Raw genomic sequence first — 14,522 nt, 5'->3', positions numbered from 1 at the left:
GTAGTTTATATTTAAGACATACATGAATGAGATAAACCGTCATTTTTCAAGAATTATTTTAATAATAAATTTCAATTAGTTATAAAAATACAATAAAATTGCAATGCATCACTAAGGTGCATAAATTCCATATTAGTGCATTGAATTGCTTTATATCGAGTCTTGCTAATGTTTTGAATTGTTTAATCAATTTTTCCAAACGCTTAAACTCTTTTACTGCGCAATTGTATCGCTATACTGGCTAAATTGAGATTAATAGCACCAAAATAGAACCAGATTATGCAAAATACAGATCTTCTCTTTCTACTACTGGGTGCAGTGCTTGTATTAGCAATGCATGCAGGTTTTGCCTTTTTAGAATTAGGCACAGTTCGTCATAAAAACCAAGTCAATGCATTGAGTAAAATCATCACCGATTTTTCAATTTCTGCAATTGCTTACTTTTTTGTGGGTTATTACATTGCTTATGGACAGCATTTTTTCCACTCAGGTGCCGACTTGTCCGCAGAGCACGGCTATAACCTCATGCGTTGCTTCTTCTTGCTTACTTTTGCTGCGGCTATTCCTGCAATCATTTCGGGAGGGATTGCTGAAAGAGCGAAGATGCGTTCTCAGGCGATTGCAACATTATTTTTAGTTGCTTTGGTTTATCCATTCTTTGAAGGGATAGTTTGGAATGGAAATTATGGCTTACAGAAGTGGTTAGAAAATACTTTTGGTGCAAGTTTCCATGACTTTGCAGGTTCTGTCGTAGTTCATGCCATGGGCGGATGGATCGCATTGGTTGCAGTATTGCTCTTAGGCGCACGTTACGGACGCTATAAAAAAGATGGTCGTGTGAGCGCACATCCACCTTCTTCAATCCCCTTTTTAGCACTTGGTTCATGGATTTTAATTGTCGGCTGGTTCGGCTTTAACGTGATGAGTGCACAACGTTTAGATGCAATTTCAGGGCTTGTGGCAATCAACTCATTAATGGCAATGGTTGGCGGGACACTCTCTGCAAACTTTTTTGGTAAAGAAGATCCAGGTTTCTTACACAATGGACCATTAGCAGGCTTAGTTGCCATCTGTGCAGGTTCAGATATTGTTCACCCAATTGGTGCTTTATTCATCGGAATTTGTGCAGGCTTTTTCTTTGTAAAATTATTTACCTATACACAAAACAAATTAAAAGTGGATGATGTTTTAGGTGTTTGGCCATTACATGGTGTTTGTGGTGCTTTTGGTGGAATTGCCGTTGGGCTTTTTGGTCAACAATGGTTAGGTGGTTTAGGTGGCGTATCGATGATGTCGCAATTGATTGGTACTTTACTTGCGATTGCCATTGCAATGCTTGGTGGTTTGGTTGTTTATGGTGTGCTCAAAATGACCATGGGTATTCGTTTAACTCAAGAAGAAGAATTCCGTGGTGCAGACTTATCGATTCACAAAATCTCTGCCAACTCAGAAGATGCAATGTTTTAATTTTCATTATTTCAGTTTATAGCGGCTTCAAATAGCCGCTTTTTTTATGATCATTTTAAACATTAGATTCCGATCATTGTGTAGTCCCGAAATGTGTAATTCCCAAATAAGATAAAATTTCTTCCAAGTTATCTATAGTTTGAATATTTTCATCAAATACATCATGAAAACCTTTTAATAATAAAGCGCTCATCCCTGCATGTGTAGCACCTAAATAATCATTGATTGGATGATCTCCAATAAACAAACATTGCTGTGCCGATACATTGAGTAGTTCGCAAGTTTTCTGAAAAATTTCAGCCTCAGGTTTTTTAAAACCTACTTTTTCAGAACTGATGATTTCATCAAAATATTGTTCAAAATCTAAACTCTGAATTGTTTTTAATCTTGATAAATGCATTCCATTTGAAATCACAGCAAGAACATAGCCTTTCGCTTTTAAACTTTCTAAGACGACTCTAGCTTGAGGCATTTCAACAGCAAGTTTCGGAAAATGATCAAACCAAAAATCAGTAAGATACTCAATAGTCGGCGTGACTTGCCAATCTAGTGATTCAATCAATGCATTTGCAACACTAGCTGCAATACTCGAATGTGTTAATCGTTCTTTTTGAGGATAGCCTCCATTGTCAATTCTGTGAATAATAGATTGTATTTTCAGTACATTTTCTAAATTATCTTCTAATTTAAAAGACTTAAGTAAATATTCGCTATATTTTTCAACTGTTTGACTTCGGTGCGTCAATGTATTGTCTAAATCAAAAATAATCGTATTAAGCTGTTTAGTCATAGCAGACAATTCCAGTCTGAATAAATAATTAAGTGTAAGTTAAGTTTCTATTATTATAATAGTAGAAATATTAATAGATTATGATTGACCATGCAAAATTCCGAATCAAACAAATTCTTCTTAGGAAATAGTTTATTGTTAGGTGTTTTGTTTGTAGTCTTGTGGTTTGTTTTCCCTGTCGGTGGTGCAATTGATATGCATTTCATCCAACCTTGGATGGATTCTACTGGACATTTTCCACTTAAAAATAATTGGTATCTGGTTGAAATTAACCATAAAGTCGTAAAACATATCATCATTGGTTTTTATGTTTGTGTACTCATCGCTTGGATTGCCTCTTTTAAATCTGCAAAGTTAAAAGTTTACCGTTGGCAACTCGGTTATTTATTTTGGGTCAGTATTTTATCAACAGCTGTCGTTGGTTTACTTAAAGCACATTCTGCTCATGCATGCCCTTGGTCGATGACTGAACAAACTGCTTTCGGCTACGTCTGGGATTTTTCTGCAACCAAAGGACACTGCTTCCCTGGTGGTCATGCCAGTACAGGCTTTTCACTCATTTCAGGATTTTTTGTTTTTAGAAAATCTCATCCTAAAATTGCTTATCTATTTTTATGCCTTGGACTTGTTCTTGGTTTTATCATGGGTTGGGGACAAATGATGCGTGGTGCACATTTTTTAAGTCATAACTTATGGACAGGCTGGGTTATTTTTGCTTTTAACCTCGTTCTTTACCGAATCTTCTATAAAAAGTTGATCACTAACCTATAGCTTATTTAGCTGTTGATTTTCGATTTATATATTTTTATTTTAAGAAGAATACGATGATTAAAAACTTAAACTGATACTACACATGTTCAGGTTTTAATTTAACCTGAGTTCGGGATAAGATATGTTTCCAGCTATATGATACGCGGAAATGTCAGTCGCATTGTTTGAGGCATGAGGAATATATTCCGCAAGATCTGTAATATATTGTTTTTGCGATATATTAGGTACTTGATGGTATCTATCGAGTTGGCGACTGACAAATGGTTTTGCCCTTGCGTGGCAGTGCCACTCATCCCGAAAGCCTTGCGAGGTAGTACCTCTCAGGTCGAACCTGAACGAGATTGAAATATATTTCAAGTGAAGTGCAAGACGAAGTGGGTTAATCCTTGCATTTGACTTTTAAACGGTAAGACTCCGCTGTGCCTGATCTATCTTTTCAATAACTTACATCAAAATCTATCCCGAACTGACGTTAATTTAATATTGAAGAAAATATTTTATGATTCTTTGCTAAGTATCTCACGAAATCTGAGCCTTACTCAGATTTCGTCGTCAATTGCATTGGTATTTTAACCAATACGCTCAAGCCACCTAATTCTTCACTCCGTGACAGTGTTAATTCACCACCCAAATGTTGAATGGCTTTATCGACAATAGAAAGTCCCAAACCACTTCCGACTTCTAAATGATGATGTACGCGATAAAAACGTTTTAGCACTTTATCGTACATTTCAGGGTCAATCCCCAATCCACTATCTTCAATTAAAACATAAGCAAAATCATGAATATCAGAGAAAACTGAAATATTGATGATGCCTGAAACTGGAGTGTATTTAATTGCATTATCAATTAAATTAAAAATAATTGAATGAAGACTATGCTCTACACTTTTTAAAATAACATCATCATTACGAATAAAGCCTAAATCAATCTCCTTTTCCATTGCCAAATTCACAAGCTGTTCAACACAATTTAAAGCAACATCATTCAGTTTGAATTGTGTCACTTGAATCTCATGCTTTAAGGTTGAATCTTGTTTTGCCAATGCTAAAAGTTGCGTGACTAAATGCTGCATTCGAGCCAAACCTTTACTTAGATTTTGTAAATTTTCCTCTTCAGGAAATTGACTCATTAGAATTTTAGTCTGTAAATTCAAAGCAGTAATGGGTGTTCGCAACTCATGTGCAGCATCAGCCACAAACTGACGTTGTTCTTGCTGTGCGACAGAAATTCGTTCAAATAAATGATTCATTTCATGAATCGTAGGAATAAGCTCTTCTGGGTAATGTCCATTCTGAATCGCTTTCAATGAATCTGGATCACGTTTCGCTAACTCAGATTTAAAATCATCCAGTGGTTTTAAGCTTCTTCCAATAATATAAATCAGTCCAAACAAAGCAAAAGGAATAATCAACAAATAAGGAACAAACATGCTGGCAGCAAGCTCAAGAGCTAGATGCTGTCTAACCTTTTCTTGTTGACTAATTTGGATTTGAAAATTCTTTGTCGGAACAACATAGGTAATCCATATCCCCGCTGGAGAGTTTTGGCGGTAAAAACCTGCTTTTTCTTTAGGCTCGACTAAAAAATGATGTGGATGCGTTTTGTGGCTTTGGTTTGCATAAGACCAAATATCAATGAATAAATCTTCTTCATGATAACGCTTATGTATATCAAATTCGCTTTGAATAGGTCTTGGGTTTAAGGCAACACGCTCAGCCAAATACACCATTTGCGCATCTAAAATTTCATCAATCTCTTCCAATGAAATTTTATATGCAGAAAACACCAATACGCAGCCTAATAAAATACTGAAAATTGAGGTATAACGGATTAAACGCTTTTTTAATGAATATTGCGTTGCCATATCATTCTGCTTTCTGTGCTTGCCCTAAGCGATAACCTAACCCACGTATCGTACGGATAATATCTTTACCCAATTTTGAACGAATATGATGAACATAGACTTCAATGGTATTACTATTAATTTCACTATCAAAAGCATACAACTTGTCTTCTAAATTCGATTTAGAAAAGATTTTGTTAGGATGTGTCATTAAAGGAATCAAAATTGCCCATTCACGATTGGATAAATCTACAGTTGCGCCTTTTAAAGTAGCGATATGCTGCTCTACATCTAAAGTCACTTCACCATTTTTTAAAATCGTAGATTCTTGAGTAATGATTTGCGAATTTAAACTGCCACTACGTCTTAGCAAAGCCTGAATACGTGCAACCAATTCCTCAAACTCATACGGTTTAATTAAATAATCATCTGCACCTTGGTTTAAGCCCTCAACACGATTTTGCAACTGATCACGTGCTGAAACGATCAGCACAGGCAAACTCGAACGTTGACGGATTTGCTTTAAAACTTGCATCCCATCCATCATCGGTAGACCGAGATCCAATAAAACCAAATCAAACTGTTGTTGGCTGAGCAGTTTTAATCCATCTAAACCATTGTTCACCCACTCAACGTCATAACCATGAAACTTCAGCAGCGTTTGCGATGATTCAGCAATCATAAAATCATCTTCAATCATCAAGATTTTAATCACAGGTTAATATCCTTTAAATCAGCTACGGACAACACATTGGTGCAACATATCATTTTTTGGATCAATCACTTGAGTTTTTACATTTAGTAAACTCAACAAACTTGGGAATAAATTATCTTGGCTTAATGTTGCACCTTTTTGTTGAGTTAAACAATTCACTTGTTTCGCTGCAATTGATTTCCATGCATCAGAGAACCACATCACCATTGGAACATGGGTTTGCTGACTTGGTGCAAGGCTATATGGCGCACCATGTAAATACATACCATGTTCACCTGTAGATTCACCATGATCTGATAAATACCAAAACGCTGTACGGTAATTTTGTTGCTGTTTAAGCGTCTCAATCACTTGATTCAAAATATGATCGGTATACAGAATTGTATTATCATAAGTATTGATTAATTCTTCACGTGAACAACCTTGAATCGCATTGCTTGCACAAATCGGTTTGAACTTTTGGAATTCTGCTGGAGCACGTTTGTAATATGCAGGACCGTGGCTACCCATTTGATGCAAAACGATTAAACGCGGTGTTTTATCATCTTTAGGAATTTGAGCAATATACTGCTGTAAGCTATCGATAAGAATGCCGTCTTCACACTCACCATCCTTACACCATTTTTGCTTTAACTCTTCAGGAATAACGAACTTTTCAACACGGTCACACGCACCTTTACAACCTGAATTATTATCAATCCAAGTCACTTTATAACCTGCACGTTGTGCAATATCGAGTAAGCCCTCACGATGACTTGCTAAACCTTCGTCATAAGCCACACGTGGCATACCTGAGAACATACATGGAACAGAGACCGCTGTTGCTGTACCACACGAACTTACTTGAGAGAAATTAATAAGATTGGCTTGTTTAGACAACTCTGGATTGGTATTTTTCGCATAGCCATTTAGAGAGAAGCTTTCAGCACGTGCTGTTTCACCCACGACCAGAACCATAAGTTTCGGTAAATGCTTCAACGCTACATCTTCAACCAAATGCGCATCTTCACCATAGCGTATTAAAGGTAAATTTTCTTTTGGTGCTTTTTTATGAAAATAAGAAATCGTTGAGGCAATGGTATTCTGTGGAGAAATCATCCCTTTTAAATCACGATGTTCACGAAAGATTGCTGCATAATCCACATAAAATACAAATAATAAACTCGCAATAACAGCAAAAGAGCCCGCAATATTCAGCCCTTTAAACATCAGCATTTTACCGATTTTCTCAGGTTTAATTCTAATCCAAAGTATGAGAATGATAGGAAGTACAACAAAAAATGCTGTCCACACAAAATACTGTATCGATAATAAATCAAATGCTTCGGCTGTATCTGTTTGCGCAATATTTTGAATTTGGTCAGGTGAAATCACAGCACCCAATGAGTTCACAAAATACGAACTAAAACCACCAATGAAAACCAAAACGATTGCAAAAAACTTTGCTGTCCATTTCCAGTCTAAAATGCTCAACAATAGATTATATAAAGCGATAAGAACAAAAGCTGTCGCAAAAATAAACAGTTGTGCTTTAATCCCTTGATATGGCGTAAACGACTGAATTTTATTTAAAAATCCAAAATTTAGACACACACCTAACCATACTGCTAAAATTAAATTAAAAGTAGTAAGAGAAATCGAAATTTCACGGCGTTTTATTCGTTGTATTAAATTAGACATCACTTTGGCAGGAACTCTCTAAGACCGTTTCAATTTAAAAAATGAAACTTAAATTCAACTTAAAATATAATTCTCAAACTTAAAATATTATCCTGATTCTATTATTCCAACACCAAAAACATGGTCAGAATTCTCATCATACGAATATATAAAGCATTCATATTCGCATATAGAAAATTAATCTTTTAAATATATCAAGTTCTTAAAAATTCTTTTATTATTTCCAGTGATTTAACGATCTACGGTTAGTAAAAAATCATAATAATCAATAAGAAAAGTGCTTTATACCTTAAAAAACCGATATAAATCAAATAAATTTTAAACTATGCATCAAAACTTTACTCAGATTAAATTCAAGTTCATACATATAATAAATCTTTTACAAAACATATTGATTGAGTTTAATTACATAATATATTGATTATAATTATCATTTAAAATTAATCATCCAACGGTAAATAGGAATCAAACAAATTACACCTATAATTACAATGTAACAGAGAAAGTTTAAATAACCTAAATAATCACCAATAACACCACTGATGGTATACAAAACGCCACTCACACATGCCATGATGGAGACTTGAAAAGTGAAATCTGTTCCAGCATGTTTGCTACGACTGTATTGCATCACTAAAGTTAAAATAATCACCAACAACATTGCTGCGGTCATATCTTCTAAGGCATTGATTAAATAGATCAACGTAGCTGGAACCTGCAAGCTTTGCTCATGCATCGCTGCTAACCAAACAAAACCTGCCAAACTGATCAATTTCAAAATAGCGAATAGTAATAATGCCCGATTGCGCTTTATTATTTTAAGTAAAAACCCTGCTAAACCTGCGCCACACAACGCAGCAACCGCTCCTAACATGGTGATATAAACACCAATCTGAGAAAGCGTTAAACCTAAATCAACCAATAATGGTTTAGTGATTGGGCCAGTTAAACCATCAGTAATTTTAATGCTACACAAAACCCAAAACCATGTACGCATTTGTTTATTTTCAAAAAAATAATTTAAGTAAGACTTAAATTTTTCGACAATGCTTAACTCAGTCTGAGCAATACTTTGTGTGTGATCAATTACTGTATCCTTTACACCTTTTTCTTTATCTTGACCTATTTCCCTATTTTGATATGTCGATTCTTTATAACGCCAAATAGGAATAGTATTTAAAGCCACAATTGCAGCCAAAATCAAAAAGGTATTTTGCCAATCTAACCAATCCATTGCCCATAAAATTGCACCACCACCGACAATAAAACCCAAACGTGAACCAATCACTTGAAACATATTTCCAAGATGTTGTTGATCTGCTTTGAGGATGGTTACCGCTAAACCGTCTGTAGCAATATCTTGGGTCGCACCAACACTATTCATGCACAATAAAGCGATGAAAAAACACAGTAAATAAATAGGCTGATTCAATGACTGAATCGGTAAAAAAGACAAAATAATCAGGATGAAAATCGTCAAAAACTGGGTAGGTAAAATCCAACTTCGATAGTGCCCCCAATGTGAATGTCCAAATTTATCCACAAAAGGCGCCCAAAGTACTTTCATCGCCCAAGGTGCCATCAATAAACCAAAGCCACCAATATGTGCCAAAGAAACCCCTTGTGAACGTAAAATCACAGGTAAGGCATGTGTCATAAAGCCAACAGGTAAACCTTGCGCCCAATACAATGAAAATAATAACAGATACATTTTAGGCATTCGGTTTTGTCCAAAATCCATATGAGGGCTAGGCAATTATATTGCTTTAATTGTTTGCTTTAGTTGCTATTCTTTGTAATATTCATATTTTGCAAATCATCTGAACATTGGCAAAAACAAAAACTGATCATTAAATACCACTAAAAGTAGTCATTCTAAAAATATGTCACAAAAATTTCCAGTGCTCCCTGAGCAAGTTCCACAGCGTGGAAGTCAAACCAGTCGAAATCTTTTTAAAAACCTTTACTTAGCTCAAGGATGGAAATTTGTGGGTGAATTTCCGAATTTACCTAAAGCTGTTGTATTTATTGCACCACATACGTCAAATTTTGATGGATTGTATGCTTTTCTGGCCATGTTAGGCATCGGCTTAAAAATTACCATTTTTGGTAAAGACAGTTTATTCAAAACACCGTTAAAAGGGCTTTTTGAATGGATGGGCGTGATTCCTGTCAATCGTGATTCTGCGCATGGCTTAACGCAAGAGATTGTCGACATTATCAATCAACAAGAAAAAATTTGGATCGCAATCGCACCTGAAGGTACACGAAAAAAAGCAGAGAAAATTAAAAGTGGTTTTTACCATATTGCAATGGGCGCCAATATTCCAATCGCTATTTTTTCTTTCGACTACGATCATAAAACCATTCACTGTCTAGGCACTTTACAAGCTACGGGTAATTATGACCAAGACTTAGAGGATATTTTGAATCGTTTTAAAGGCAACTTTTCACCTAAAAAGCCAAGTTGGTTATCTAAACCTTTACAAAAACTTTTGAAAAATGGCTAGAAAAAAATCATGCAATCTGTTCAGATGTGCGCATATTTTATCTGATCAAAAGTAATACCGTATGCGTTTTAAACAACTTGGTTTTATAGGCTTAATGGGTCTAGCCCTAGTTGGTTGTGATAAGGCCACTAAAACTCCAACTCAAACCACGTCGATAAAGGCTCGCGAACCTGTGATTGCAATTGCACTCGGTGGTGGCGGTGCGAAAGGCTTTGCTCATATTGGTGTGCTGAAAGTTTTAGAATCTCACGGCATTAAACCTAAAATTGTCACAGGAACCAGTGCGGGTAGTTTTGTTGGCAGTATCTATGCAAGCGGAAAGTCACCTTATCAAATGCAACAGATTGCTCAACAGCTAAAAGAATCTGATCTGCGTGATTTAACCTTAAACAGCCAAGGCATTGTTTTAGGTCAAAAACTACAAGACTATATCAATCGCAATGTTGCCAATAAACCAATCGAACAATTCCCTGTTCGCTTTGCTGCTGTTGCAACTCGCTTGGATAATGGTCAAAAAGCTGAATTTATTAAAGGTAATGCAGGTCAAGCCGTTCGTGCATCTTGCAGTATTCCCAATGTATTTGTACCTGCAACCATTGGCAAAACCAAATATGTAGATGGCGGTTTAGTCAGTCCGATTCCTGTACAAACAGCCCGTGACATGGGTGCAGATATCGTGATTGCTGTAGATATTTCCGCATGTCCAACGGGCAGCCAACCGATGAATATGTGGGGATTATTAGATCAAACCATTAACATCATGGGACAACAAAGTATCAATCAGGAATTGAGTCAGGCGAATGTGGTGATTCAACCCAAAGTTGGTCATTTAGGTACTTTGGATTTGAAATCTAGCAATCAAGCCATTTTAGAAGGTGAAAAAGCTGCACAATTGAAAATTACTTCAATTCAAGCAGCGATTAATAACTTTAAAAAATCCCCTGCTGCGTTGAAACCCGCACCTCATGCTAAATTCTAAACAAGGCTAAAACAAGAATAATCAAGTTTTTATATGCAGTATTCAAATGATCTGCTACATTGATATAGATGATGCGTCATCTATATCAATGAATAATCACTAGAGTAGATGTATGAACTTTATTTTTGAACCGTGGCATTGGTTTGTCTTAGGCATTTTGCTGATCTTATCTGAATTAATTTTACCTGCATTTGCTGCGTTATGGTTTGGCATAGCCGCTGTTGTCGTTAGTCTTTTATTGTGGCTTTTTCCAAGCATGAGTTTTACCGTGCAAATCATCAGTTGGATCATTCTTTCGATCATTTGTACTGTCGCTTGGTTTAAATTTATCAAACCATTGTCTATTGATAAAACCAAAGCAGGTATGCCCCGTGAGGCAACGATCGGACAAACTGGTATGGTCATCCAAATTGGACTGGCACATGATCAGATCCGTGTCCGTTTCCCCATGCCTGTTTTGGGTTCCGATGAATGGAACTGCCGTACATTATCCCCAGTTCAAGTGGGTGACAGAGTAAAAGTCACTGATATTTTGGGCAATGATCTGGTGGTGCAGCCTTATTCATCAATATCTTCATAAATAACAAAGAGGAAAAATAAATGGGATTTGGTTCTATTATTGTTTTAGCAATTTTTGCATTTGTTGCGATCACCATCTTTAAAGGTGTTCGAATTGTTCCGCAAGGATATAAATGGATTGTACAACGTTTAGGTAAATACCATACCACACTCAATCCAGGGCTAAACTTTGTTATTCCTTATGTAGACGAAGTTGCATATAAAGTCACAACCAAAGACATCGTACTGGATATTCCATCACAAGAAGTGATTACCCGTGATAATGCAGTATTGGTCATCAATGCTGTTGCCTACATCAATTTAACGACCCCTGAAAAAGCGGTTTATGGGATTGAAAACTATACGTGGGCGATTCAAAATCTTGTTCAAACTTCACTACGTTCGATCGTTGGTGAAATGGATTTAGATGATGCTTTGTCTTCTCGTGATCATATTAAAGCAAAGTTAAAAGCTGCAATTTCCGATGATATTTCTGATTGGGGAATTACGCTTAAAACTGTTGAAATTCAAGATATTCAGCCGTCTAATACGATGCAGGCAGCAATGGAAGCTCAGGCTGCTGCTGAACGTCAACGCCGAGCAACCGTTACTCGAGCGGATGGTGAAAAACAAGCGGCTATTTTAGAAGCAGATGGTCGTTTAGAAGCTTCACGTCGTGATGCAGAAGCGCAAGTTGTTCTTGCAGAAGCATCACAAAAAGCCATCGAAATGGTGACCAGCGCTGTTGGTGATAAAGAGATTCCTGTTGCGTACTTGCTTGGCGAACAATATGTTAAAGCCATGCAAGACATGTCTAAATCGAATAATGCGAAAACTGTGGTTCTTCCAGCAGACATCATGAATACGATTCGTGGTGTGATGGGTAGAAATAACTAAAGTTGTTATTGATTATCAAAAAAATAGGCAACGCTAAGGTTGCCTATTTTTTGGCTTAAATTCTTTTGTGATGTGAATATCTACAGAAATTTTATTCATATTATCAATGAATTGATAACTAAAATTGCGCATTCGACACATATTCCTCAAAACATGAATAAATGATCAATAGCCTCAAATCAACTTTGTCGTGCCAATAAGAATCTCGAAATCTGATCTAATTCCTGAGCATGACCACCAAAATATTCTAAAGCTTTGAAAGCTTGATCATGTAATTCCTGAGCATAGAGCTTCGCTTGCTCCAACCCCATCAAGGCAGGATAAGTAGACTTATCCACTTGCTCATCTTTACCCGCAGTTTTTCCTAATGATTCAGTATCTGAAATGACATCCAAAATATCATCTTGGACTTGGAATGCTAAACCAATCGCTTGCCCATATTGGCGTAACTGAGGAATCGCTTGATCAGTTCCTGCAAAAATCGTTACTGCTGCCAACATGATTGCCGCTTGAATAAGTGCACCAGTTTTATTGCGGTGGATATTTTCCAAATGCGCTTGATCTACGTGTTTCCCTTCTGCTTGCAAATCTAAAACCTGACCACATACCATTTTTGAACTTGCTGTTGCCAAAATCTGCATTTGTTTTAAAACAATGCCTTGATCTACAGATTGTCCTTGATCAAATAAACGACTACCTAAAACTTCAAAAGCCATAGATTGTAGAATATCACCCGCAAGCAATGCCGTATCTTCACCGTAAGCGACATGACATGTAGGTTGTCCACGACGTAATAAATCATTGTCCATACAAGGCAAGTCATCATGAGCCAATGAATAACAATGAATAAACTCTACGGCAACGGCAGCACGGCGTACTGCTGCAAAATTTGGATTATCTGGTTTTAAATGTGAAGTGGCATAACATAAAGCAGGTCGAACACGTTTACCACCGAGCATTACCGTATGATGCACAGCAGATTTCAAAGGTTCTGGTAATGAAAATGCATCCAAAGCTCTTTGTAAATCTTGCTGAATTTGCTGTTGGGCACGTTTTAAAATATCTGCGTTTACATTTGGAATAGAAGTCACATCCGCCTCGATTTGTACGAATTTCTAGCATTCAATAAAAATAAATTCTAGATAAATTGGTATATTTGATGAGTGAGAACATTCTACTATGAGTCATTATAATTCACACCCATTAATTCCAAAGCGATAGCATCACTTAAGCACTGTCGTTATGGCCGTTACAACTGAATAGATCAATTCAAGATATTGATATTACATTCGCTATGATAATAAAAAGTAATGTATCTGTACGGTATCCATGAAATATAATTTAATTATGTTGACTTCCCACATCGCTAGACAAATCAAAAGCATGGCTGAAATCATAAAAAATCTTTGAAATATAAATAAGATATATAAATTTTATTCCTACATATCTCTACAAAAACATCTCTAATCAGTCTCATTGTAAGTCACAGAACATGTCATGGTTGTGAGGTCGAATCTTCGGCAGTAAAATTTGAGAATAATTATGTTAGTTAATACAAATAGTCCACGAAAAAGTTCATTCAATAAATTCTCTATTAAAGCAAATGAAACGACTCAACATCCTCGTGGCAACGATCAAAAACCTCAACCAGCGCCTGAAAATGCACCGAAAGTAGAGACTCCTGATGAAAAAAAATCAGATCAAAAAGAATCTCCAACTCAATAATTAAGTCCTAAACGAAGAACTCACTTTATGTGGGTTTTTCTTCAACCCTTTTATTTTTCCTCTTTTATTTTTCTATCTTATTTAAAAAACTATTGCTAAAACTAAAAACTAAAAACTAAAAACTAAAAACTAAAAACTAAAAACTAAAAACTAAAAACTAAAAACTAATCAAAATACAGTCTTACAATACGAATGCTCAAATTATTGATCTTTTAGCACATACAATTCATTTTTCCCCTGCACTTTCGCACGTCGTACAGCCTCATCAAGTCTTTGTACAACATCTAAACCAATAACATTATCCGATTGATTTAAATGATAAATTCCTATAGATGCTGTTAAAAACTCATCGGCTTTGCCAAATATAATTTGCTGATCTGCAATCGTAAATTTTAACCTTTCTGCAAGTGTGATGACTGCCCAATCAGTTAAATCTGTAATGACAACAACAAAACTTGCTGAATTGAGCCTGAAAATCTTCGCTTCCGTATGCGCAATGGTTTCACTTAAAATTTCCCCCAACTGTGATAAGACTTCATCGCCATTGGTATAACTATGCAACTGATTGAAGCGCTTAAAATCAT

The 14,522-nt window shown here is 36.1% G+C and carries 14 protein-coding genes; 7 read left to right on the top strand and 7 right to left on the bottom strand.

Going from position 1 to position 14,522, the window contains the following annotated elements; genetic code table 11:
• Positions 1-279 precede the first annotated feature (279 nt).
• Complete coding sequence (locus GGG_RS0106025; RefSeq protein ID WP_010113076.1) at positions 280-1,467, top strand: ammonium transporter; 1,188 nt, start codon at positions 280-282, stop codon at positions 1,465-1,467.
• Positions 1,468-1,540: 73 nt separating this feature from the next.
• On the opposite strand, the gene GGG_RS0106020 is transcribed toward GGG_RS0106025, so the two are convergent.
• Positions 1,541-2,257: an HAD family hydrolase gene (locus tag GGG_RS0106020; protein WP_010113075.1), complete on the bottom strand. Its 717-nt coding sequence runs from the start codon at positions 2,255-2,257 to the stop codon at positions 1,541-1,543.
• A gap of 90 nt (positions 2,258-2,347) precedes the next feature.
• On the opposite strand from GGG_RS0106020, the gene GGG_RS0106015 reads away from it, so the two are divergent.
• Positions 2,348-3,028, top strand: coding sequence for a phosphatase PAP2 family protein (locus tag GGG_RS0106015; RefSeq protein ID WP_029574471.1), 681 nt, complete (start codon positions 2,348-2,350; stop codon positions 3,026-3,028).
• A 535-nt stretch (positions 3,029-3,563) separates the two neighbouring features.
• Here GGG_RS0106015 and GGG_RS0106010 read toward each other — a convergent pair.
• The 4 genes from GGG_RS0106010 to GGG_RS0105995 form a co-directional block, all read right to left on the bottom strand.
• Positions 3,564-4,895, bottom strand: coding sequence for an ATP-binding protein (locus tag GGG_RS0106010; protein WP_010113072.1), 1,332 nt, complete (start codon positions 4,893-4,895; stop codon positions 3,564-3,566).
• Position 4,896: 1 nt separating this feature from the next.
• On the bottom strand, positions 4,897-5,589 hold the full coding sequence (locus tag GGG_RS0106005) for a DNA-binding response regulator PmrA (RefSeq protein ID WP_010113070.1): 693 nt from the start codon (positions 5,587-5,589) through the stop codon (positions 4,897-4,899).
• A gap of 18 nt (positions 5,590-5,607) precedes the next feature.
• A complete protein-coding gene (locus GGG_RS0106000) occupies positions 5,608-7,269 on the bottom strand; it encodes a phosphoethanolamine transferase (RefSeq protein ID WP_010113069.1) in 1,662 nt (553 codons plus the stop codon).
• A 430-nt stretch (positions 7,270-7,699) separates the two neighbouring features.
• Positions 7,700-8,989, bottom strand: coding sequence for an MFS transporter (locus GGG_RS0105995; RefSeq protein ID WP_010113068.1), 1,290 nt, complete (start codon positions 8,987-8,989; stop codon positions 7,700-7,702).
• 163 nt (positions 8,990-9,152) lie between these two features.
• Here GGG_RS0105995 and GGG_RS0105990 point away from each other — a divergent pair, with 163 nt between their 5' ends.
• The 4 genes from GGG_RS0105990 (at position 9,153) to GGG_RS0105975 (ending at position 12,213) form a co-directional block, all read left to right on the top strand.
• Positions 9,153-9,779: a lysophospholipid acyltransferase family protein gene (locus GGG_RS0105990; protein ID WP_010113067.1), complete on the top strand. Its 627-nt coding sequence runs from the start codon at positions 9,153-9,155 to the stop codon at positions 9,777-9,779.
• Between the two features lie 61 nt (positions 9,780-9,840).
• On the top strand, positions 9,841-10,758 hold the full coding sequence (locus tag GGG_RS0105985; RefSeq protein ID WP_010113066.1) for a patatin-like phospholipase family protein: 918 nt from the start codon (positions 9,841-9,843) through the stop codon (positions 10,756-10,758).
• Positions 10,759-10,870: 112 nt separating this feature from the next.
• Positions 10,871-11,338 carry an NfeD family protein gene (locus GGG_RS0105980; protein ID WP_010113065.1) on the top strand — a complete coding sequence of 156 codons (468 nt, stop codon included), beginning with the start codon at positions 10,871-10,873 and terminating at the stop codon, positions 11,336-11,338.
• Positions 11,339-11,358: 20 nt separating this feature from the next.
• Complete coding sequence (locus GGG_RS0105975; protein WP_010113064.1) at positions 11,359-12,213, top strand: SPFH domain-containing protein; 855 nt, start codon at positions 11,359-11,361, stop codon at positions 12,211-12,213.
• Between the two features lie 179 nt (positions 12,214-12,392).
• Here the strand turns inward: GGG_RS0105975 and GGG_RS0105970 are convergent, their stop codons facing one another.
• The gene (locus GGG_RS0105970) at positions 12,393-13,304 is read right to left on the bottom strand and encodes a polyprenyl synthetase family protein (RefSeq protein ID WP_010113063.1); all 912 of its coding nucleotides are present in this window, start codon (positions 13,302-13,304) and stop codon (positions 12,393-12,395) included.
• A 451-nt stretch (positions 13,305-13,755) separates the two neighbouring features.
• Here GGG_RS0105970 and GGG_RS0105965 point away from each other — a divergent pair, with 451 nt between their 5' ends.
• The gene (locus tag GGG_RS0105965; protein ID WP_010113062.1) at positions 13,756-13,938 is read left to right on the top strand and encodes a hypothetical protein; all 183 of its coding nucleotides are present in this window, start codon (positions 13,756-13,758) and stop codon (positions 13,936-13,938) included.
• A 201-nt stretch (positions 13,939-14,139) separates the two neighbouring features.
• Here the strand turns inward: GGG_RS0105965 and GGG_RS0105960 are convergent.
• Positions 14,140-14,522 (bottom strand): diguanylate cyclase (locus tag GGG_RS0105960; RefSeq protein ID WP_010113059.1); only part of this gene is annotated, 383 nt, incomplete at its 5' end.

Source organism: Acinetobacter sp. P8-3-8, from assembly GCF_000214135.1.
In the GTDB taxonomy this organism is placed as follows: domain Bacteria; phylum Pseudomonadota; class Gammaproteobacteria; order Pseudomonadales; family Moraxellaceae; genus Acinetobacter.
This window is presented reverse-complemented; position numbering and strand designations above follow the sequence as displayed.

Bases quoted from the DNA above. Each gene is read 5' to 3' on its own strand.
- GGG_RS0106025 (WP_010113076.1), top strand. From the start codon at position 280: ATGCAAAATACAGATCTTCTCTTTCTACTACTGGGTGCAGTGCTTGTA.
- GGG_RS0106020 (WP_010113075.1), bottom strand. From the start codon at position 2,257: ATGACTAAACAGCTTAATACGATTATTTTTGATTTAGACAATACATTG.
- GGG_RS0106015 (WP_029574471.1), top strand. From the start codon at position 2,348: ATGCAAAATTCCGAATCAAACAAATTCTTCTTAGGAAATAGTTTATTG.
- GGG_RS0106010 (WP_010113072.1), bottom strand. From the start codon at position 4,895: ATGGCAACGCAATATTCATTAAAAAAGCGTTTAATCCGTTATACCTCA.
- GGG_RS0106000 (WP_010113069.1), bottom strand. From the start codon at position 7,269: ATGTCTAATTTAATACAACGAATAAAACGCCGTGAAATTTCGATTTCT.
- GGG_RS0105995 (WP_010113068.1), bottom strand. From the start codon at position 8,989: ATGCCTAAAATGTATCTGTTATTATTTTCATTGTATTGGGCGCAAGGT.
- GGG_RS0105990 (WP_010113067.1), top strand. From the start codon at position 9,153: ATGTCACAAAAATTTCCAGTGCTCCCTGAGCAAGTTCCACAGCGTGGA.
- GGG_RS0105985 (WP_010113066.1), top strand. From the start codon at position 9,841: ATGCGTTTTAAACAACTTGGTTTTATAGGCTTAATGGGTCTAGCCCTA.
- GGG_RS0105980 (WP_010113065.1), top strand. From the start codon at position 10,871: ATGAACTTTATTTTTGAACCGTGGCATTGGTTTGTCTTAGGCATTTTG.
- GGG_RS0105975 (WP_010113064.1), top strand. From the start codon at position 11,359: ATGGGATTTGGTTCTATTATTGTTTTAGCAATTTTTGCATTTGTTGCG.
- GGG_RS0105965 (WP_010113062.1), top strand. From the start codon at position 13,756: ATGTTAGTTAATACAAATAGTCCACGAAAAAGTTCATTCAATAAATTC.